This is a genomic window from Streptomyces sp. NPDC029836 (assembly GCF_055574495.1).
The window spans coordinates 385,747-405,824 of sequence record NZ_JBVHZI010000001.1; the positions used below are offsets into that span (position 1 = coordinate 385,747).

Below are 20,078 nucleotides of genomic sequence, written 5' to 3' on the forward strand. Positions count from 1 at the left end.
GTGCTGTCGGCGTCCGGGGTCCTGTCAGCCCTGGCCCTTGATGTGGTCCACGACCTCGGTGAACTCCCGCGTCGGGGAGAAGTCGACGTACTCGCAGTCCTCGAGGGCGACGGGGACGTGACCGGCGGGCCAGTAGAAGGCCTGCCCCGCCTCGTAGACCTCGTCGCCGTCCCGCGTCACCATCTTCAGCCGGCCCTTGAGCAGGTATCCCCAGTGCGGGCAGGGGCACATCCCGTCCGGCATGCCCTTGAGGGCGGGAGTCATGTCGGTTCCCTCGGGGAACCGGACGAAGGCGACGGACAGACCGCCCCCGATCTCCCGGGTCCGCAGCTCGACGCCGCCGCCCTCGATCTCCACCGGTGTGCTCTCGCGCGTGGTCGCCGTCATGGGTCTTCCCTCGCTCACCTGGGTCGTGCGTGCGATACGTCCCCCTTCCACCCTGGACCCGCTGGAGGCGCCGCGCGAGCGCACGTCACGGGAAGGCTTGCGGGGACGTTCGGGGGACGCGGTGGACGCGGGCCAGGACGAGGACCGTGTCGTCGGCGGGCGGGTCCGGCAGGAGGCTCGCCAGGACGCGGTCGGCCATCGCCTCCAGCGGGTCCGCCGGACCGGCCGGGCGGCCCAGTTCGGCGCGCAGCGCGTCGAGCCCGGCCTCGATGTCGCGTCCGCGCGACTCGATGAGCCCGTCGGTGTACAGGGCGAGGACGGCGTGCTCGGGCAGTTCGATCTCCGCCGTGCGGAACGGGAACCCACCGACGCCGAGCGGCACGCCGAGCCCCTCCCCGAAGGTGCGCACCGTGCCGTCGGGGTGGCGGATCAGGAGCGGCGGGTGGCCGGCCCCGGCGATCCGGGCCCGGCCGGTCGTGGCGTCGTAGACGAGGTAGAGGCAGGTCGCCAACTCGATGCCCGCCTCCCGCGCGAGCGCGTCGAGTTCGCCGAGCATCGCCGCCGGTTCGACCTCGTGCCGGGCGAGGGCCTTCGTGGTGATCCGGAGCCGACCCATGGCCGCGGCCGCCGGGATCCCGTGGCCCATCACGTCGCCGACCACGAGGGCGATCCGGTGGTCGGGCAGCTCGATCACGTCGTACCAGTCGCCGCCGACCTCCGTCATGCGGCCCCCGGGCAGGTAACGGTGCGCGACGTCCGCGTAGGGGCTGGTGGCCTGCGCGCTGGGCAGCAGGGCGCGCTGGAGGGTGAGGGAGATGTCCTGGACCCTGCTGTAGAGGCGGGCGTTGTCCAGGCAGATCGCGGCGCGCGACGCGAGTTCCCCGGCCAGAGCGAGGTCGTCCTCGGTGAAGGCGGGCCGGTGGGCGGAGCGCCCGAACAGGGCGATGCCCTGGACGGTGCCCCGGGCGATGAGGGGGGCGACGAGGACGCAGGCGATGCCGCTGTCGGCGATGAGGCGGGCGCGTTCCTCGATGACGACGGTGCGGGCCAGGAACGCCTCGTCCACGACGGAGGAGACGGGTCGGCCGGTGCGCAGCATGTCGTGGACGGCGGAGCCGGGCGGGTACCGCACCCGCTCCACGCCGCCCACGAGTTCGTCGGCGGGCGGTGGCAGGACCGTGCCGAAGGCGATGCGCCGGGTGAGCAGCGGAAGGGCGGGATCGAAGAGTTCGTTGTCGTCCATCCATTCCACGATCTCGACGACGGCGCCGTCGCAGAATTCGGGCATCGCCACCTCGACCAGTTCCGCGGCGGTGCGCCCGACGTCCAGGGTGGTGCCGATGCGGGTGGAGGCGCGGTCCAGCAGGGCGAGTCTGCGGCGGCCGGCGGCGGCTTCCAGGATGGCCCGCTCCCGGTCGGTGACGTCCATGATCAGGCCGCCGAGGCCGGGGCGGGTGCCGACCGCCCCGGTCAGGGGGAAGAAGCTCACCGACCGGACCTGGTCCTGGTCCGGTCGGCCCAGGGGCCGCAGGGCCGTGAGCGCCCCGATGACGGGCACGCCGTCGTCGGCCACCCCGTGGAGCATCCGCCGGAACTCGGCGGCGTCGGACACGAGCATGACCTCCTCGATGCCGCGCCCGAGGTGTTCCGCGACGGGCAGGCCGTCCATGTCGGCGAGCGCCTGGTTCAGGTGGGCGTAGCGGAGGTTCTCGTCGAGCATGACCAGGCCGACGGGGCAGGTCATGAAGAGGGCGTCGAGGAAGGCCAGGTTCGTTTTGACCCGGTCGAGCTCCTCGCTGCGGCTCGCGAGGGCGAGGACCTCCGAGCGGCCGGTGGCGCCGGTGAGCGGGAACACCCGGAAGCCGCACGCGAAGTCCGTACCGTCGCGGTGCCGGGCGGTGAGCCGTCCCCGCCAGTAGCCCTCGTGCCTGGCCCGCTCGGTCAGGCGGGCGGCCTCCTCGGGGCCCGCGGCCAGGAGCAGGCCGGCGGGGCGGGTGAGGACCTCGGCGGCCTCGTGGCCGAAGAGGTCGCGGGCCCCGGGTCCCCAGTGGCAGACGTGTCCGTCCTCGTCGATGCCGAAGACGGCGACGGACACGTGTTCGAGCAGGGTTCCGGGCTCGGACGGGAAGGGGCCCTGCGCCTGCTCGCCCTCCGGCCGTACCGCTGGCACGAGACGTCCCCTTCCACCTGCCGGTTCCTCCACTCACTATGCGGACGGCCGCCGGTTCCGGCGAGGCGGGGCCGCCCGGAGATACGCACGTACGTTCGAAAGCGGCGCGGCATCGTGCAGCGGGCGACGCGCCGCTCCCGATCCGCGCGACCGTCGCACGGGAGCCGGAGGGTGGCGGCCGCGGCCCCGGTGCTCGCCTCCCGGACCGCCGGGCGCCGGCCGCTGTTGCCGTTGACGACCGGCAGGGGACCTGGTTCACCTGCGTCCCGGTCGGGCCGTCGGGGAGGGGGACGGCGACGCCGGCGCACTGACGGGCCCCGGGCCCACGGGTGGATCGTCGTCCACCGGCATGTCGCGCTCCCCCCAAGGATCATGCCAATCGTGTGACATGACGGAGCATCACCCGCGGTCGGCCCGCCCTGCGGGGCCGGTCGTCGGGGCGACCACGAGGGAGAGCGGCGCACGGGACGGCCGCGCCGGCAGGTGCAGCGGGCGCCTGCCCGGGGTGAGCGAGCCGAGGATCCGCGGGCCACGGGCGCCGGTGCAGGCGGGGGCGTTGCCGGGCAGCCCGTGGAAGGCCATGAAGCCGAGGACGGCGAACGCGTACGCCTCCTTGGCCCCGGCGGGCAGACCCAGCAGCTCCGAATCCAACAGGGCGGTACGGGACGGCAGTTCCTCCCGCAGTGCGGACATCAGGGTCGGGTTGCACGTACCGCCGCCGGAGGCGAAGACCTCGGTGACGCCGAGGGGGCCCAACGCGTCCGCGACGGTCCGCGCGGTGAGCCGGGTGAGGGTGGCGAGGACGTCCTGCGGGGCGAGTCCGTCGAACCCGGCCAGGGCCGCGTCCAGGTACCCGGGGTGGAACAGCTCCTTGCCGGTCGTCCGGGGCGCGGGCAGCCCGTAGTACGGCTCCGCCAGCAGCCGGCTCAGGAGCGGTTCGTGGACCCGTCCGGCGGCGGCCAGGGCGCCGCCCTCGTCGTATCCCGGTCCGTCCGGCCGGAGTCGGCGTACGGCGGCGTCCAACAGCGCGTTGCCCGGGCCGATGTCGAAGGCCAGGGGCGGGCCGGCGGTCGGCAGGGCGGTGACGTTGGCGATCCCGCCGACGTTCAGGGCCGCCGGCACGCCGGGACGGCCGCGCAACAGCATCAGGTCGACGAGGCTGACCAGGGGCGCGCCCTGGCCGCCCGCCGCGACGTCGCCGGGGCGGAAGTCGGCGACGACGGGGCAGCCGGTGGCCTCGGCGATCCAGGCGGGCCGGCCGAGCTGGAGCGTGCCGTGGACGACGCCGCCGGATGCCCAGTGGTAGACGGTCTGCCCGTGCGAGGCAATCAACTCAGCCCGATCTGCGCACAGTTCACGGTCGGCCCGGACGGCGAGCTCCGCGAAGGCCTGTCCGATGCGGGTGTCGAGCACGCACACGTCGGCGAGGGTGGTGGGCGCGGGCGGCAGGGCCGCGGTGAGCGCGGCGCGCAGGGAGTCCTCGTACGGCGCGCTGATCATGCCGAGCGGCACCAGGCTCAGGGTCTCGCCGCCGTCGGCGAACGTGAGGTCCGCGGCCGCGGCGTCGATCGCGTCGTGGGAGGTGCCCGACATCAGGCCGACGACCCTCATCGCAGGGGTCGCAGGTGGTCGTCGGGGCGCAGGCTCGCCAGGGCGACGGCGCTGAGGGCGCAGGCACCGGCGGCGTAGTGGGCGGGGACGTCGGTGTTGCCCGTCGCCGCGATCAGGGCCGTGACGACGAGGCCGGCGCAGCCGGAGAACACGGCGTTGGCGAGGGCGTAGGCGAGTCCGAGCCCCGTGCAGCGCACCGAGGCGGGGAACATCTCCGCGAGCATCGCCGGCCCGGGTCCGGCGAGCAGTCCTACCGCGGCGCCCGCCCCGAGCAGCCCCGCCGCCTTGGCCGGGGCCGAGGCGGCGGGGTCCTGGAGCAGGTGCAGGAGCGGCAGGGCGAGCAGCGTGACGCACAGGGCGCCGCAGAGCATGACGGGCCGGCGGCCGACGCGGTCGCTCAGGATGCCGGCGGGGAGGATGGCGGCGGCGAAGCCGAGGTTGGCGACGGTGGTGGCGATCAGGGCCTCCTGGAAGGACGCGCCGAGGGTGGCCTGGAGGTAGGAGGGGAGCACCACGAGGAAGGTGTACCCGGCCGCCGACCACCCCATGATCCGCCCGATGCCGAGCACGACGGTACGGGCCGTGGCGGGCGGGGTCGGTGCGACCGGGCCCGCGCCGACCGTCCCGGGGTCCGGCGCCGGCCGGGCCGGCGGGGTTTCGGGGGTTGTGCCGGGGAGTCCTTCGAGCCGGTGCGCGCCGGCGGGTTCCGTCAGGCCGGTGCGCAGCCACAGCGCGACCGCGCCGAGCGGCAGGGCCAGCAGGAACGGGATCCGCCAGCCCCAGTCGTAGAGGGCCTGTTGGGTCAGCACGCCGGCGATCGCGGCGGCCGTGCCGGCGCCGGCGAGCAGGCCGAGGGCGACCGTGAAGGACTGCCACGCGCCGTGGCGGCCGCGTCGTCCTGGGGGTGCGCTCTCGGTCATCAGGGCGACCGCGCCGCCGAACTCCCCGCCGGCGGAGAGGCCTTGCAGGGCGCGCAGCAGCGTGAGCAGCCAGGGCGCCAGTTCGCCGGCGGTGGCCCGGGTGGGCAGCAGGCCGATCAGGGTGGTGGCGGCGGTCATGAGGCAGACGACGAGGATGAGGGTCGGGCGGCGGCCGACGCGGTCCCCGAGCCGGCCGAACAGCAGGGCTCCGACGGGCCGGAAGAAGAAGGCCACCGCGAAGGAGGCGTAGGTGGCCAGCAGGGGTCCGGCCCCGGCCGGACCCGTCGCGGTGTCCGGGGTGAAGAACCGGGCGGCGATGACCGTGGCGAAGCAGCCGTAGACGCCGAACTCGTACCACTCGACGAAGTTGCCCGCCGAGCCCGCGAGCAGGGCGCGGCGCGGGTGGGTGACGGCCAGCGGCGCGGGGCCGCGCAGGTGGAGGGGGGTCATCGGTGGTGGGTGCCCGGTGTGCGGGGCGGGGATGCCTGGGGGCCGTGTGGTTCAGCACATCGGCCCCGGCCGGCGCCGTCCGGTTCAGCACATCGGCCCCGGCCGGCGCCGTCCGGTTCAGCACATCGGCCCCCGGCCGGCGAAGGGGAACGGCCTACGTCATCGGGTGGAGCCGGGAGGCGCCGAGCGGATCACCGGCCTCGGCGGGTGACCCGGCCGGGCCGGCGGCGAGGGCGCTGCCCGACAGCCACGTGCGCCAGTCCAGGTTCCAGTCGCCGACGCCGTTGCTGAAGGGGGGCATGGCGTCACCGCCGCTGTTGACGACCTCGACGATGTCGCCCTCGCGCACGGTGTCGAAGAACCAGGCGGCGTCCTCGGTGCTCATGCCCGTACAGCCGTGGCTGACGTTCTCCTCCCCCTGCGCCTCGACGGACCAGGGCGCGGCGTGGACGTACTCGCCGCTCCAGGTCACCCGGGTCGCGTAGTGGACGGGCAGGTCGTAGAACTCCTTGGTGCCGCGTCCGATCCCGACGGAGTCCCCGCGCATGCGGACCTTGCGTTCCTTGCCCAGGACGACCTTGATGCCGCTGCGCGTCAGGAAGCCGGCCTTGCCGGTGGTGACGGGGATCGTCCTGATGACCCGTCCGTTGCGGCGTACGGTCATCTCGTGTGCGGCGGAGTCGGTGACCGCCTCGATGCGGTCGCCGACGGTGAACTCGACGGGGTCCGACGGTCCGCCGTACCCCTGGTCGCCGAGTTCGACCCCGTCGAGTCCGCTGCGGACGCGGACCACGGTGTGGGCGGGCCAGTAGGCGCGGGGGCGGAAGTGGAGCGTCGAGTCGTCGACCCAGTGCCAGGCGCCCTCGACGTGCGGCCTCGACGTCACCTGGAGGGACTGCTCCACCCGGGTGCGCGCCCGGGCGTCCTCGGCGGGCACCGGTCGGCTGAGTTCGGCCGTGACGATCTCGCCCGCGCCGTACGTGCCGGCCCGGGGTCCGAGGTCCGCGGTCAGGGGGCCGTCGGCGGCGGGGGCGGGCGGCGCGGTCCGGAACGCCATGGTCGCGGCGACCGGTGCGCCGGATCCGTCCTGGGCGCCGACGCGCACGGTGTAGCGCTCGCCCGCCCGCAGCGGTTCGGTGTTGCGCCAGCGTCCGGCGCCGGGTTCCAGTGCGCCGGCCAGGTGGCGGCCGTGGGCGTCGTGGACGGTGACGTCGGTGAGGCGCCCCGAGGACTCGGCGGCGATCTCCAGCGGGCCGTCGGCGTCGGTCGGCAGGACGTCCCCCGCGACCGCGTACGGGCCGCGCAGGACGGCCCCCGCGCCCCGGGCGGTCGCCAGCACCCGCTGTTCTCGCCAGGCACCGCACAGGCCCGCCCGGAACGTCCCGGCGGCGCACCGCGGCCCGCCGGTCCCGGTCCGGCGGCCCACGTCGAGCGCGCGGGAGACCAACAGGGTCACGGCCGCCTCCGGGGGCGCGCCGGCCCCCCGTTGCGGGCTGCCCGCCCCGGGGCCCCGGTCGGGTGCCGCCGCCACGACCAGCACGGCGCCCGTCACGGCGGCCACGACGCTCCAGGCCCTCGTCCGCTTCGTCCGCGGCATCGCCACGCAGGCCTCCCAGATCTCGTACGCCGGATGGCAGCATCAAAACGATCGGGAGCCAAAACGATGATCACAAACTCGGTCCTGGGGCCGAACGGGTTCCCGAAGTGAACCCGGACGGAGCACTTCCGCTTGCGGAGCGGCGGATGCGTGCCGGCGCGGCCCCCTCCCGGGAGCGGCCGGGGCGGCGTCCGGTCGGCCGGGGGCACGGGTCGGGCCCCATCGGGGTCGCCGGCAGGGCCCTGCCGGGGGTTGCCGACAGGGCCCGGCAGAGGTCCGTTTCGAGGCCCGGCGGAGTTCCGTTACCCGCCCGCCGGGAGCGCCCTCCGGCCCCCGAACGCAGGCGGCCGAACGCAAGGTTCCGGTCCCGTAGGCTCGGCGGATGGCGAAGTACTTCGACGTGCACCCCGAGAATCCTCAGCGGCGCACCATCAGCAGCGTGGCCGACAGCATCCGTTCCGGGGCGCTCATCGCGTACCCGACCGACTCCTGTTTCGCTCTCGGATGCCGGCTGGGCAACCGGGAGGCCCTCGGCCGGATCCGGTCCATCCGTGATCTCGACGACCGACACCACTTCACCCTCATGTGCCAGAACTTCGCGCAGTTGGGTCAGTTCGCGCAGATGGACAACGACGTCTTCCGCGCCATCAAGGCGGCCACGCCCGGCCCCTACACCTTCATCCTCCGGGCGACCTCCGAGGTGCCGCGCCAGCTGCTGCACCCGAAGAAGAAGACCGTCGGGGTCCGCATCCCCGATCACCTCGTGACGCAGACGCTGCTCGCGGAACTCGACGAGCCGCTGGTTTCCAGCACGCTGCTGCTGCCGGACGAGGAGGAGCCGATGACGCAGGGATGGGAGATCAAGGAGCGGCTCGACCACGAAGTGGACGCGGTCCTCGACTCGGGCGACTGCGGTACCCGCCCCACCACCGTGATCGACTTTTCGAGCGGCGAGGCCGAGATCGTGCGCCACGGCGCGGGCGACACGGCGCGATTCGAGTAGCCGGCGCCTCCCGTCCCCATCAGGGCGGATTCCGGTTCCGGGACCGGAATCCGCCGACCGGAGTACCTCAATCCGGTTGCCCGGACCTATGGCCGGGGCAAATTCGCTCCATTGGAACTCAAGCGATCCGGCCATCGGAACTCGTTTATGCATGAACAGTCTTGGTGCATCGACAGTAACCCGGTGAGGCGTCGAGGTTACCGAGGGGGGAAGTCCGTATACGGCGTCCGAATTGAGCCGGCCCCCGACTCGACTTTCACAAGATCCGTTATGTAGTGTTCCAGTCATTCACCGTCCAACGGGGGGCGGCGGGCAGTCCCATGCGCTGGTCCGGACTATTTCCGGAGCGTGTCGGGGGCGGGGCTCGGCGACCACCACCCCCCGCCACGCTCCACAGACACTTACGTGACCCGACACGGGGGACCATCATGCGGTTCCAGCTATTGGGGCCCCTGAGCATCGCGCACGGCCCCGAGACTGTAGTCCTCAAACCGTCCAAGCCGACCAGTTTGCTGGCCGCGCTCCTCCTTCATCCCGGTACGGTCGTTTCCACCGACTATCTGCTCCGCGCGGTATGGGACGAGGAACCGCCCGCCACGGCGCGAGCTGCCCTGCAGACCTGTGTGCTGCGGTTGCGGAGGCTATTCGCGAAATACGGCATATCCGCGACCACCATCGAGGCCGTGCCCGGTGGTTACCGCATGCACAACGACACCGGGACCCTCGACCTCGTGCTCTTCCGCTTACTGGCCGCGAAGGCCCGGGCCGCCGCCGGCACCGACGAGGAGCTGTACCGGCTCAGGGAATCCCTCTCGCTCTGGCAGGGTCAGCCCTTGGCCAACGTGGCCTCGCGCATGCTCCAGCGGGACGCGGTGCCCGCGCTGGAACAGGAACGCTTGCGCGTCCTGGAGCGGATAGGTGACCTCGAACTGGCCGCCGGGAACTGCCACCAGGTCCTGGTCGACCTCTACGAGAGCGGTCGCCGGCACCCCGTACGGGAACGGTTCACCGAGCAGCTCATCGAGGCCCTGTACCGCACCGGCCGGCAGGCGGAGGCGCTGGCCGAGTACCGCGCGGTGCGCGACCGGCTCCGCGACGAGCTCGGGGTCGACCCCGGGCCCGGCCTGCGGCGCCTGGAGCTGGCGATCCTGCGCTCCGAGGAACTGGGGCCACCGCGCCCCGAGGAGCAGGCGCCGGCGGCGACGCCGCCCGCGCCGCCCCCCGTACGCAGCCCCGGGCACGGCGGCCTCCCGCCGGTCCCCGGCTTCGCCGGACGGGCGACGGACCTGCGGACGATGGCGCTGCGTCTGACCGACGCCGACGGACCCCGGCTGCTCGTGGTCTCCGGCGCTCCCGGGATCGGCAAGTCGGCGCTGGCCCACCAGTGCGCGCACCAGGTCCAGGACGCCTTCCCCGGCGGGGTGTTCAGCGTCGACCTGGGCGGGCCCGAGGGAAACGGCGTCTCGGCGGAGGAGGCCCGGGGGCTGCTGCCCGAGCCCGGTGACGGGCGCCGGCTGCTGATCCTCGACAACGCCACCGGCGCGGGGCAGGTGTTGCCCCTGTTGCCCGCTTCCGGTGACGCGTCCGTGCTCGTGACCAGCAGGCGCGGGCTCGCGGCGGTCGTCGCCACGCACGGCGGCGCCGTCCACCGGCTCGACGTCCTCGGCCCGTCCGAGGCGCACGGACTGCTCGCCGGCCTGGTCGGGCCCGAACGGATCGCCGCCGAGGAACACGGCGCCCGCGAACTGGCTTCCGTCTGCGGGTACTTCCCGCTGGCGCTGCGGATCGCCGCGGGTCGACTGCTCACCCGTCCCGGGCTGTCCGTCGCGGACTGCGCGGCATGGCTGTCGCAGGACACCCCCGAGCGGCTGGCGCTCGCCGAGGATCCCCGGCTCTCCGTACCGGAGGTCTTCGGGCAGGCACTCAGCACCCTGGCGCCCGAACTCCGCGAAACCTTCCTGCGGTTCGGCTCGCTCGACCCGGGAACCGGCGTCTGCGCCGCCGGGTCGGGTTCCGTGCTCGAACAGTTGGTGGAGGCGGGACTGCTGGAGGACGGCCCGCCCGGCCAGCCGTACCGGATCCATGCCTTCCTGCGGGTCTACGCGCGGTGGTTGGCCCGCGAACGCGACGGCGCGGCCGCGGTACCCACGGCCCGCTGACCGACCCCCCGTGCCCTTCTCCGTACGCCGGGCGCCGCTCCCGCACACCCTTTCCACGGCATTTCCCACCTCGCACCACCGTCCCACCAGACCGCAAACAGAGGTGTTCCATGTCTGAAGCCAGCTACGAAGCCGTCGCCACGTCCCGGCCCCGGATCCGTCGGGACGTGCTCTTCACGCAGACCCCCGAGGGTGTGCTGTTCCACAATTCCGACGGCGGGTTCCGCCTCAACGCCAAAACGGCGTACCGCTTCGCCACACTGATCGTCCCGCACCTGACCGGCGAGCACTCCGTCGCCGAGCTCTGCCAGGGGCTGGGCGAACCCCAGCGCGCGATGGTCGGCGACCTCGTCAAGACCCTGTACGAGCGGGACTTCGCCAGATCGGTCGCGGAACCGGAGCCGGCGGCGCGGGCCGCCGCCGCGGAGCCGGACGTCGCGCGCCGGTTCGCGCCGCAGATCGCCTACGCCGACCACTACGCCGATGACGCCGAGGCCCGCTTCCTGCGCTTCCGCGGCACCCGCGTGGCCGTCCTCGGCGAGGACGCGGTCGCCCGCTGGTGCGCCCTGAGCCTGGTCCGCAACGGCTGCGCCGAGATCGGCCTGATGCCCGCCCTGGAGCCGGCCGAGATCCTCGCCGAGGCCGAGGAGGCCCGCGCCGACGGCGCCCCGGTGAACGTCCGTACCCTGCCCGACGTACGGGGCCCGCTCGACTGGGACCGGTTGGAGGGCTACGACTTCGTCGTGGTGACCGGCGGGACGACCGCTCCACGACGGCTCCTCCCGCTGCTGCGCGCCGGCATACCCGAGGGCCGCACCCTGCTCCCGGCCTGGTCGTACGGCGACGACTGCGTCGTCGGCCCGCTGATGACGCCGGGCACCACCGGCTGCTGGGCCTGCGCGGCGCTGCGCCTCGGCGCGGCACGCGGCGGTACGGGCGCGGCCGACCTGTGGAGCTCGCTGGCGCTCCCGGACGCGGCGCCGCCGGCCGGTCCGGTGCCGGGGCGGCCGCTGGCCGCGATGCTCGGCAACCTGCTCGGGTACGAGGTCTTCCGCGCGACGTCGGGCGCGCTGCCCGCCGAGACCGCCGGACGGCTCCTCGTCCAGGACACGGCTTCGCTGGACGTGACGGCCGAGCCCCTGTTCCCACACCCCCGCTGCCCCTTCTGCGCGGAGGCCGAACCGGCCGCTCCGATCGACCTGGCCGCAGCCGGCGCCACGGACACGCCGGCGCTGCCGACCCTGGAGACGGCCCGCGACGCGGACGCCCTCGTCGCGGAACTGAACCGGCGTTCCGCCCTGGTGCGGCCGCTCGCCGGGGTGTTCACCCGGTACGCGGACGAGGAGCTGACGCAGATCCCGCTCAAGCTCGCAGTGGTGGAGCTGGGCATCGGGCACGCCGGGCCGCGCTCCGTGGCCGCCTTCGACATCCACCACGTGGCCGGGGCCCGGATGCGCGCCCTGGACGCGGCGGCCCTGGTCTACGCCGAGCACGTGGTGCCCGCGCGGGACCTCGTCACCGACGGTGCGGACGGGCCCGCCGTGGCCCCCTCGGCGCTCACCACGTCCACCGGGATCCCCGGCTCGGCCGGGGCGCTCCAGCGGGTGTTCTCGCTGCTGACGAAGGAGTCCGTACTGGTTCCGGCGGGCGCGGTGCGGCCGTTCGGACCGCACAACGCGGAGCGGCTCTTCGAGCGCACCCGGGCCGGGGCGGGCGCGGGACCGACCCCCGCCGACGCCGCGGCGGCGGGCCTGTTGTCGGCGCTGGGTCACGCCGCGCTGCTGAGGGCGGTACGGGGCGCCGCGGCCGCCCTGGTGCCACTGCCGGACCCGGCGGGCGAGGACGCGGAACTCGGCTTCCTCGTACGGTCGGCGGACCGGCTGGGGATGGAACCGGAGCTGCTGGACCTCGGCGAGGGGGCGCGCAGCGGGGTCGAGGTGCTGCTGGCCCGGTCGGGTGCGCGCTGGGCGCTCGGTGAGGGCCTGGACCGGCGCTCGGCGGCCGTCGCCGCCCTGCGGGAGCTGCTGGGTGTGGCGCAGTACGAGGCGGACGACGCCCGCGGCGGCCTTCCCGTCGACACCGGGGACCCGCTGGTGAGCGACCTCGACGCGCGGGCCCTGGCGGTATCGGGGTCGGCCGGCGCCCTGGCGGCGGAGCCTGCGCGCTCCTGGGACGGGGTGCTGGAGCGGCTCGCCGCCGCCGGGCTCGACGCGTACGTCGCGGTGACGGGCTCGCCGGAGACGGCGGGCGCCGGCGTCCACACGGTGCGGGTGCTGCTCGCGGCGGTGCGGGAGCCGGGCGATGACGCGTAACGGCGGCCGCCCGCCGGTGCGGGTCGGGGCCGCGGTCGCCGACGGGCTCGGGGCGGGCGCCGCGCAACGGTTCACGGCCCTGCTGGAGCGGTCCCTGTCGGCCTTGGAGGGCCCGTCGGTCGTCCTGTCGGTGCTGGGCCTGCGCAACGCCTTCGCCGCCCCGGCGCCGGCGGCCGGAGCGGGCGACGGAGCGGGCGACGGCGGCGTGCCGGTGAGCCTGTACGGCCACCAGGCCGTGGTCGGGCCACTGCCGGCAGCGGGCGGCCCCGGGTGCGCGCGGTGTCTGGAGCGCCGTTGGCAGGCGGTGCGGTCCGTCGCGCTGCGCGACGCCCTGGAGTTGGGCGGCGGGACCCGGCCGGCGGGCGAGTGGCCGTACGCGCACGCCTTCGCCGCCGACGCGCTGGCCGCGCTGGTCGCGCTGGTGGTGGCCGACCGGAACGCCGCCGGCGGCCCCGGTCCGGATCGCGGGGTGTTCCCCGAGGTGCGGTTGCTGGACCTGCGCGACGGCGCCGTCCGGCGCTACCCGCTGGTGCCCGACCCCGAGTGCCCGGGGTGCGGCGCGCCCACGGTGGACGTGCCCACCGCCTTCGCGCCGGAGCCCGCGCCCAAGTACCGGCCGGGGGCGTTCCGTACCCGGCCGGTGGAGGCGTACGACATCGAGGTCGCGGCGTTCGCGAACCCGCTGTGCGGGGCCCTGGGGCCCTCGCTGGTGCAGGACGTCTCCTCGACGTCCACCTCCGCGACCATCGGTTGCTTCTCGATGCGCTCGGGCGAGTACCTGCGCGAGACGTTCTGGGGCGGCCACACGGACACCTTCGACCGCAGCGCGCGCGTCGGGGTGCTGGAGGGGCTGGAGCGGTACGCGGGCATGCGCGCGCGGTCCCGTACGACCAGCGTGAGCGGATCCTTGCGGGAGTTCGGGGCCTCGGCGGTCGACCCGCGCCAGGTGGGGCTGTACAGCGACGCGTTCCACCGGGACAACCCTAGGGTGCGTCCCTTCGACCCGGACCGGACGATCCCGTGGGTGTGGGGGTGGTCGCTGCGCGACCGGGAGCCGCGCCTGGTGCCGGAGGTGCTGACGTACTACCACGCGCCGGGCCTGGAGAACCGCTTCGTCCAGGAGAGCTCCAACGGGTGCGCCTCGGGCGGGAGCACGGCCGAGGCCTGCTATTTCGGGCTGATGGAGGTCGTCGAACGCGACGCCTTCCTGCTCGCCTGGTACGGGCGCCAGCCCCTGCCGGAGATCGACCCGGCGACCAGTACCCGGGCGTCGACCCGGGCCATGGTCGACCGGCTCGCGCTGTACGGGTACCGGGCGCGGTTCTTCGACACCCGGATCAGCTTCCCGATACCGGTGGTGACCGCGGTGGCGGAACGGTTCGACGGCGGCCCGGGCCGGATGTGCTTCGGGGCGGGCGCCGGGCTGGACCCGGAGTCGGCGCTGGACTCGGCGCTGTGCGAGATCGCGACGGACGCCGTGAACCTGGCCGGGCGCACCGAGCGGGACGAGGCCCGGCTGCGGGCCATGGCCGCCGACTTCGATCTGGTGACGGCGTTGCACGACCACCCGCTGGTGTACGGGGTGCCGGAGATGGGCGCGCACGCGGACTTCCTGCTGCGCGGCGGGACGGGTGCCCCGCTGCGGCCCGTGTCGGCGCTGGCCGCTCCGGGGGGTGTGGCGCCCGACGTCCGGGAGGACCTGGAGCGGTGCGTGGAGGCCGTCGCCGCCAAGGGGTTCGACGTGGTCGTGGTCGACCAGACGCTGCCGGAGCAGCGGGCGTTGGGGCTGCACACGGTGAGCGTGCTGGTACCGGGTCTGCTGCCGATCGACTTCGGTTGGTCGCGGCAGCGGGCGCTCGGCATGCCGAGGCTGCGGACCGCGCTGCGCGAGGCGGGACTGCGCGAGCGGGACCTGGAGCCCGCCGACCTGAACCCCGCCCCGCACCCCTTCCCCTGACCCGGCAGCCGTCGTGTCCGACATGAACCGAGGAGGACTTGTGGGCTACGCCCATGACTACGCCAGCGCCATCATGCACCGGGGCCGGATTCCCATGGAGCCCGTCGACTTCGTGCCCGACTGGGCCGACCGTCCCCGCAAGGCCAAGTTCTATCCGGAGGCGGAGACCCTGCCGCTTCCGGAGCCGGCGCGGGCGGCGGGTCCCGTACCGGCCGGGGGGTTCAGCCTGCCGCTGCTGTCCGGGATGCTGCAGGACTCGTACGGATTGAGCGGGCGCCGGCTCGGCGTGCAGGCCAACACCGACCTGGCGGCGCTCCCCCACTACACACAGGCGAACTGGTCGCGGGGCACCTCCTCCGGGGGCGGGCTCTACCCGGTCGGGGTGTACTGGGCCGCCGGGCCGGGCGGGCCGCTCACGCCCGGGGTGTACCACTACGCGCCGCACCAGCACGGGCTGCGCCGGCTGCTGACGGGCGATGTGACCGGGGACGTGCGCGAGGCGCTCGGCGGGGGCGCGCACGGCGCTTCGCAGTACCTGGTGCTGAGCGTCAAGTACTGGCAGAACGCGTTCAAGTACAACAGCTTCTCCTTCCACGCCGTCAGCATGGACGTCGGCACGGTGCTGCAGACCTGGCGGCTGTGGGCGCGGGAGCAGGGGCTGCGGATCGCGCCCGCGCTCTGGTTCGACGAGGAGCGGCTGGCCGGGCTGCTGGGCGTGGATCCCGAGGAGGAGGGGGTCTTCGCGGTGGTCCCGCTGGAGTGGGAGGGCGGGGCGCCTGCCGTCGGGGCCGTCGCGGGCGCGGTACCGGCCGAGCGGCCGCGGGTGCGCCACCGGGACGCGGAGCGCTCCCGTGAGGTGCTCACCTTCGAGACGCTCCGCCGGATCCACGCGGCCACCCTCGGGCGGGCCGCGGACCGTCCGGCTCCGGGCGCCCTGGACGCGGCGGCCGCCCACCCGCCCCGGGGCGCGGACCCGGTGGCGCTGCCCGCGCCGGCCGCGGCCGGGTTGTCGGTGGCGGACGCGCTGCGGGCCCGCCGCAGCAGTTTCGGCCGGTTCGACGCGACCCGGCCGCTCGCGGCGGACCGGTTGGCGGCCACCCTCGCCGACTGCGCCGCGACCGCGGTGGGCAGCGAGGTCGAGGGGCCCGACGGGCCGCGGCTCACCTCGCTGTACGTGTTCGTCAACCACGTCGAGGGGATCGCGCCGGGCAGCTACGCCTACGACCCGCGGGAGCACACCCTGCGGCTGGTGGTGCCGGGAGCGCCCGGCCCCTTCCTGCAGAGCAACTACTTCCTGTCCAACTACAACCTGGAACAGGCGGGAGCCGTGCTCGTACCGACCGTACGGACGACCGCGGTCCTGGACGCCGTGGGCGACCGCGGCTACCGGCTCGTCGGGGCCGTCGTCGGAGCCGTGGCCCAGACCTTCTACACCACCGCCTCCGCCCAGGGACTCGGCGCCGGCGTGGCGCTCGGCTTCGACAACATCGCCTACCGCGAGCGGTTGGGGCTGATGGAGACCGACGAGGCCCCGCTGCTGATCATGCTGCTCGGTCACGAGCGGCCGCAGCCCGCCGACTTCCGCCACGAGATCGCCTGAGCGGGCGACGAGAGAAGCAGGAAGACCAGGATGAACACCACCACGCAATGGCACGCCGGCGACCGTTTCATGCTGCGCGTGGCCGGCCTGCCGCTGTCCGCCGCCGACGCGCTGCGCTGCCCGGACACCGTCCGCTGGACGGCCGACGTCCTCGCGGCGGAGGAGGTGCTGCGCGCGGACGCGCAGTGCCTGAGCGAGGCGCTGCACCGGGCGGTCGGGGCGACCGACCCGGAGCCCGGCGGGGCGGGCGCCGCCCTGCGCCGGGACCTGCTGAAGTTGCGCCGGCAGATCCACAACGGCCGGCTGCCCGCCGATCCGGACGCCGCGCTGCGGACCCTGGCGGCCCTGGGCGGATCCGACGCGGACACCGTCGGCGAGCGGCTGGCCGGCTGGCTGAACCGGTCGCGAGAACTGGAGAAGCTGCTGGCCGAAGGCGAGCCGCTGCTGGCGTCCGACCTGGGCCGGGGCCGCGAGGCGCTGCGCGAACTGCTCGGCGACGAGCGGTTGCGGCACGGCCTGCTACTCGCCTCGCCCGTCCTGGAGGGGCAGCTGGACGCCTACGCGGCGGCCACCGCCGAGGGGCGGGTGCCGGGCGGCCGGGCGCGCAAGGCGGAACGGTCGGTGCTCTCGTACCTCTACCGCACCGCCTGCAAGACCAGCCCCTTCAGCACCTTCACCGGGGTGGCGACGGGCCGCTTCGCGGACGGGGAGGGGACGGCGCAGGACCGGACGGACGGAATCCGGGTCGAGGACCGGTGGGAGAGCCACGTACGGCTCAACGTGGTCGTGCTGGCGCGGCTCGCCGAGCTGATCCTCGCCGACCCGGTGCGGCGTCGGGACCTGCCGCTGCGGCCGGCCTCGGGCTGGGGACGTGAGGACGACCGGATCCGGTACGTGCGCCGGCAGGTCACGGCCGGGGACGACGCGGCCGCGGTGACCTTCGACGCCGTCAAGGACCGGCTGTTCTTCCTGCGGCGCAGCGGCACCCTGGACCGGCTGCTGGCCCTGTTCGCCGAGCGGGCGGAGCAGCCCGGCGGCGGCGACCTGCGCCACCGGGAGCTCACCGACTGGCTGGCGCGCGAGCACGACGCACAGCCGGCCGACTGCGAGGCGTACGTGGACGCCCTGCTGCAACTCGGCATGGTCCGGGTGCCCTGCCTGGACACCGAGGTGCACGGCGGCGATCCGCTGCGTGCCTTCCAACGGTCGCTGACGGGCCTGGAACGGCCCTGGGCCGATGACCTCGCGGATCTGCTGGAGGCGCCCGCCCGGGTGCTGGAGCGCTACCCGCGGGCCGACCGGGACGAGCGCGCGGAGCTCCTGCCGGCGCTGCGCGCGGGTCTGCGCCGCGCGCAGGAGGAGCTGGGCGCGGCCGCGGACACCCCGCTGCCGCAGACCCTGGTCTACGAGGACGTCAGCGCGGGCCGTGACCTGAGCGCGCCGCGACCCGCCTGGGCGCGGGCCGGGGACGGCGGCGCGCTGCGGTCGGTGGAGCGGATCCTGCCCGCGTTCGACCTGACGCTCGCGCAGCGGATCACCTTCGAGGGGTTCTTCACCGCCCGCTACGGGCAGGGCGGCCGCTGCGAGGACCTGCTGGGGTTGGTCCACGACTTCCACGAGGACTTCTTCGACCAGTACCTGTCGTTCTCGGCCCGGCGCACCCCCTTCGACGCGCAGGGCGAGTACGTGCCGGAGGAGAACTGGCTGGGCCTGCCGGGCATCCGCGCCCTGGACGCGGCCCGGCGGACGTTCGTCGGCCGGATGCGGGAGCACTGGGCGGCGTTCCAGGAGCACGACGGGGAGGAACTCCGTCTGACGGAGATCGACATGGCGGCCGTCGCCGGTGAACTGGAGTCCGTGGTACCGGGGTTCGCGCCGCGCTGTCACCACCTCCAGTTCGCCGACGACCCGGACACGGGCGAGCGCCTGACCGTACTGAACCGCTCCTACGGCGGCCTGTCCTTCCCCTTCAGCCGCTTCACCCACGTGTACGAGGAGCAGGACGGCCGGCCCGCGCTGGACGGGCAGTTGCGGGACACCGCCGCCGCTGTCACCCCGCCCGGGGCTGTGCTCGCGGAGGTCACCGGCGGTCCCGTCACCACCAACCTGAACCTGCACGGGCGCCTCACCGACTACGAGATCGTCTGCCCGGGCGAGAGCGGCACCCTGCCGGAGGACCGGCTGCTGCGGCTCGACGACCTGTACGCGGAGCACGTGCCGGCCACCGGCCGGGTCGTGCTGCGCTCGCGGCGGCTCGGGGTGGAGGTGATCCCCGTCTACCTGGGGTACCTGGTGCCGCTGGCCCTGCCCGCCGTACCGCGCACCCTGCTGCTCCTGTCACCGTCGTCGATGTCCCCGCTCGACGTGTGGGCGGGCGTGCCCGAGGCCGTGTCGCACGGCGGGGTGAGCGGGCGGCCCCGGGTCGTGCACGGCGATCTGGTGCTGAGCCGGCGCAGTTGGAGCACGACGGCCGGCGAGTTGCCGGCGCGCGGCGCGCAGGAGGCGTCGCACTTCCTGGAGTGGCAGCGGTGGCGGCGCGCGCACGGGCTGCCGGAGCGCGTCTTCGCGACGGTGTCGGCCGGTCCGTCCGCGCTCGGCGCCAAACCGCAGTACGTGGACTTCGCGAGCCTGCTCTCGCTGGCCGCCTTCGAGCCACTCCTGCGGGAGCCGGGTCACCGGGTCGTGTTCCGCGAGATGCTCCCGGATCCCGGGGGCCTGCACACCCGTTCGGCGCGCGGAGCGCACGTCGCCGAGCTCGCCGTGGAGACCTTCACGACGACCACCAACGCAATCACCCCGAGCCCGGAGGACGGTCCCCGATGTCAGAGATGACCCCGACGCGCGGCGCGTGGCAGGCCATGCACGTCTTCTACGCCGCCAACCCGCAGCCGCTGCTGGTCAACTGCGTGCGTCCGCTGATCGCCTCGCTCACCGAGGACGGGCTGCTGGCCGGGCACTTCTTCATCAACTACTGGCTGGAGGGCCCGCACGTGCGGCTGCGGCTGCGGCCGGTGAGTCCGGAGGCGGAGCCGGAGGTCCGGCGCCGCGCGCAGGAGGCGGTGTCGGCGTTCCTCAAGGCCCGGCCGGCCCTCTACGAGGTGGACTCGGGCTTCCTCAACGAGTTCTACAACACCCTGTTCGACATCGAGTTCCCCGAAGGCGACCGCGCCGCCTTCATGGGCGCCGACGGCCGGATGAACCTGCGCCCCAACAACTCGTTCAGCTACGAGCCGTACGAGCCGGAGTACGGCAAGTACGGCGGCCCGGCCGGTGTCGAGTTGGCCGAGTGGCACTTCGCGCACTCCAGCGACCTGGTCATGGAGGCGCTGAGCGGGATGAACCTGCACGTGCGCACGGTCCTGCTGGGGACCTCGGCCCAGCTGATGATGGTGATGGCCGGGGTGTTCCTGCCCGACCGGGAGGAGCTCGGCGGCTACCTCGACCGCTACTACCAGTTCTGGCACCAGGCCTTCCCCGGCACGGGGTTCATCGGGTCGGCGGAGTACGACCGCACCTACGCGCAGACCGGCCCCGGGCTCGGGCGGCGGTTCGCCGCCGTCCTGGAGGCGGTCGGCTCCGGCGAGACCGGCCGGCTGCCCGGGTTCCTGGCCGGTTGGGCCGAGCACTGCCGCGAGTTGCGCCGGCGGGCCGAGGCCCTCGCCGTCTCGGGCGAGCTGGTGTTCCGGTCCTGGGACGGCAGCCGGGACGAGAAGGTGACCGACCCGGCGGTGGCGCTGCCGCTGCTGCTGTCCCCGTACATGCACATGACCAACAACCGGCTGCACGTGACCATCCGCGACGAGGCCTACCTGGCGCACCTGCTGGGCCGGGTCCTGCGCGAGGGCGGGGCCGTCGCGGCGGGCTCCGCCGGGGGTGCGGCGGCCGGGGCGGTCGGGTCGTGACCGCCCCGTC

General features: G+C 74.5%; 12 protein-coding genes. 7 read left to right on the forward strand and 5 right to left on the reverse strand.

The window, feature by feature from the left end; genetic code table 11:
* Positions 1-24: 24 nt before the first annotated feature.
* From ACZ4XJ_RS01890 to ACZ4XJ_RS01910, 5 genes are all read right to left on the reverse strand, one after another.
* Entirely contained in the window at positions 25-387 is a 363-nt protein-coding gene (locus tag ACZ4XJ_RS01890) for a cupin domain-containing protein (RefSeq protein WP_468494932.1), read from the reverse strand.
* A gap of 85 nt (positions 388-472) precedes the next feature.
* Positions 473-2,557 carry a SpoIIE family protein phosphatase gene (locus ACZ4XJ_RS01895; RefSeq protein WP_468494933.1) on the reverse strand — a complete coding sequence of 695 codons (2,085 nt, stop codon included), beginning with the start codon at positions 2,555-2,557 and terminating at the stop codon, positions 473-475.
* Positions 2,558-2,956: 399 nt separating this feature from the next.
* Positions 2,957-4,168 carry an anhydro-N-acetylmuramic acid kinase gene (locus tag ACZ4XJ_RS01900; RefSeq protein WP_468494934.1) on the reverse strand — a complete coding sequence of 404 codons (1,212 nt, stop codon included), beginning with the start codon at positions 4,166-4,168 and terminating at the stop codon, positions 2,957-2,959.
* Positions 4,165-5,538 (reverse strand): MFS transporter, encoded by a 1,374-nt coding sequence (locus tag ACZ4XJ_RS01905; RefSeq protein WP_468494935.1) that lies wholly within the window; start codon positions 5,536-5,538, stop codon positions 4,165-4,167. Before ACZ4XJ_RS01905 ends, ACZ4XJ_RS01900 begins: the two co-directional genes overlap by 4 nt.
* A gap of 154 nt (positions 5,539-5,692) precedes the next feature.
* Entirely contained in the window at positions 5,693-7,141 is a 1,449-nt protein-coding gene (locus ACZ4XJ_RS01910) for a L,D-transpeptidase (RefSeq protein ID WP_468494936.1), read from the reverse strand.
* A 376-nt stretch (positions 7,142-7,517) separates the two neighbouring features.
* Here ACZ4XJ_RS01910 and ACZ4XJ_RS01915 point away from each other — a divergent pair, with 376 nt between their 5' ends.
* From ACZ4XJ_RS01915 to ACZ4XJ_RS01945, 7 genes are all read left to right on the forward strand, one after another.
* A complete protein-coding gene (locus ACZ4XJ_RS01915) occupies positions 7,518-8,138 on the forward strand; it encodes an L-threonylcarbamoyladenylate synthase (RefSeq protein ID WP_362880016.1) in 621 nt (206 codons plus the stop codon).
* A 428-nt stretch (positions 8,139-8,566) separates the two neighbouring features.
* Complete coding sequence (locus ACZ4XJ_RS01920) at positions 8,567-10,297, forward strand: AfsR/SARP family transcriptional regulator (protein ID WP_468494937.1); 1,731 nt, start codon at positions 8,567-8,569, stop codon at positions 10,295-10,297.
* Positions 10,298-10,407: 110 nt separating this feature from the next.
* A complete protein-coding gene (locus ACZ4XJ_RS01925; RefSeq protein ID WP_362880019.1) occupies positions 10,408-12,609 on the forward strand; it encodes a TOMM precursor leader peptide-binding protein in 2,202 nt (733 codons plus the stop codon).
* The gene (locus tag ACZ4XJ_RS01930) at positions 12,599-14,566 is read left to right on the forward strand and encodes a TOMM precursor leader peptide-binding protein (protein ID WP_468494938.1); all 1,968 of its coding nucleotides are present in this window, start codon (positions 12,599-12,601) and stop codon (positions 14,564-14,566) included. The genes ACZ4XJ_RS01925 and ACZ4XJ_RS01930 overlap by 11 nt, the downstream gene beginning before the upstream one ends.
* A gap of 40 nt (positions 14,567-14,606) precedes the next feature.
* On the forward strand, positions 14,607-16,166 hold the full coding sequence (locus ACZ4XJ_RS01935) for a SagB family peptide dehydrogenase (RefSeq protein WP_468494939.1): 1,560 nt from the start codon (positions 14,607-14,609) through the stop codon (positions 16,164-16,166).
* Positions 16,167-16,196: 30 nt separating this feature from the next.
* Complete coding sequence (locus ACZ4XJ_RS01940) at positions 16,197-18,998, forward strand: lantibiotic dehydratase (RefSeq protein ID WP_468494940.1); 2,802 nt, start codon at positions 16,197-16,199, stop codon at positions 18,996-18,998.
* Complete coding sequence (locus tag ACZ4XJ_RS01945; RefSeq protein ID WP_362880026.1) at positions 18,986-20,068, forward strand: lantibiotic dehydratase C-terminal domain-containing protein; 1,083 nt, start codon at positions 18,986-18,988, stop codon at positions 20,066-20,068. The genes ACZ4XJ_RS01940 and ACZ4XJ_RS01945 overlap by 13 nt, the downstream gene beginning before the upstream one ends.
* Positions 20,069-20,078 lie beyond the last annotated feature (10 nt).

Bases quoted from the DNA above. Each gene is read 5' to 3' on its own strand.
- ACZ4XJ_RS01890 (WP_468494932.1), bottom strand. From the start codon at position 387: ATGACGGCGACCACGCGCGAGAGCACACCGGTGGAGATCGAGGGCGGC.
- ACZ4XJ_RS01900 (WP_468494934.1), bottom strand. From the start codon at position 4,168: ATGAGGGTCGTCGGCCTGATGTCGGGCACCTCCCACGACGCGATCGAC.
- ACZ4XJ_RS01905 (WP_468494935.1), bottom strand. From the start codon at position 5,538: ATGACCCCCCTCCACCTGCGCGGCCCCGCGCCGCTGGCCGTCACCCAC.
- ACZ4XJ_RS01915 (WP_362880016.1), top strand. From the start codon at position 7,518: ATGGCGAAGTACTTCGACGTGCACCCCGAGAATCCTCAGCGGCGCACC.
- ACZ4XJ_RS01920 (WP_468494937.1), top strand. From the start codon at position 8,567: ATGCGGTTCCAGCTATTGGGGCCCCTGAGCATCGCGCACGGCCCCGAG.
- ACZ4XJ_RS01925 (WP_362880019.1), top strand. From the start codon at position 10,408: ATGTCTGAAGCCAGCTACGAAGCCGTCGCCACGTCCCGGCCCCGGATC.
- ACZ4XJ_RS01930 (WP_468494938.1), top strand. From the start codon at position 12,599: ATGACGCGTAACGGCGGCCGCCCGCCGGTGCGGGTCGGGGCCGCGGTC.
- ACZ4XJ_RS01940 (WP_468494940.1), top strand. From the start codon at position 16,197: ATGAACACCACCACGCAATGGCACGCCGGCGACCGTTTCATGCTGCGC.
- ACZ4XJ_RS01945 (WP_362880026.1), top strand. From the start codon at position 18,986: ATGTCAGAGATGACCCCGACGCGCGGCGCGTGGCAGGCCATGCACGTC.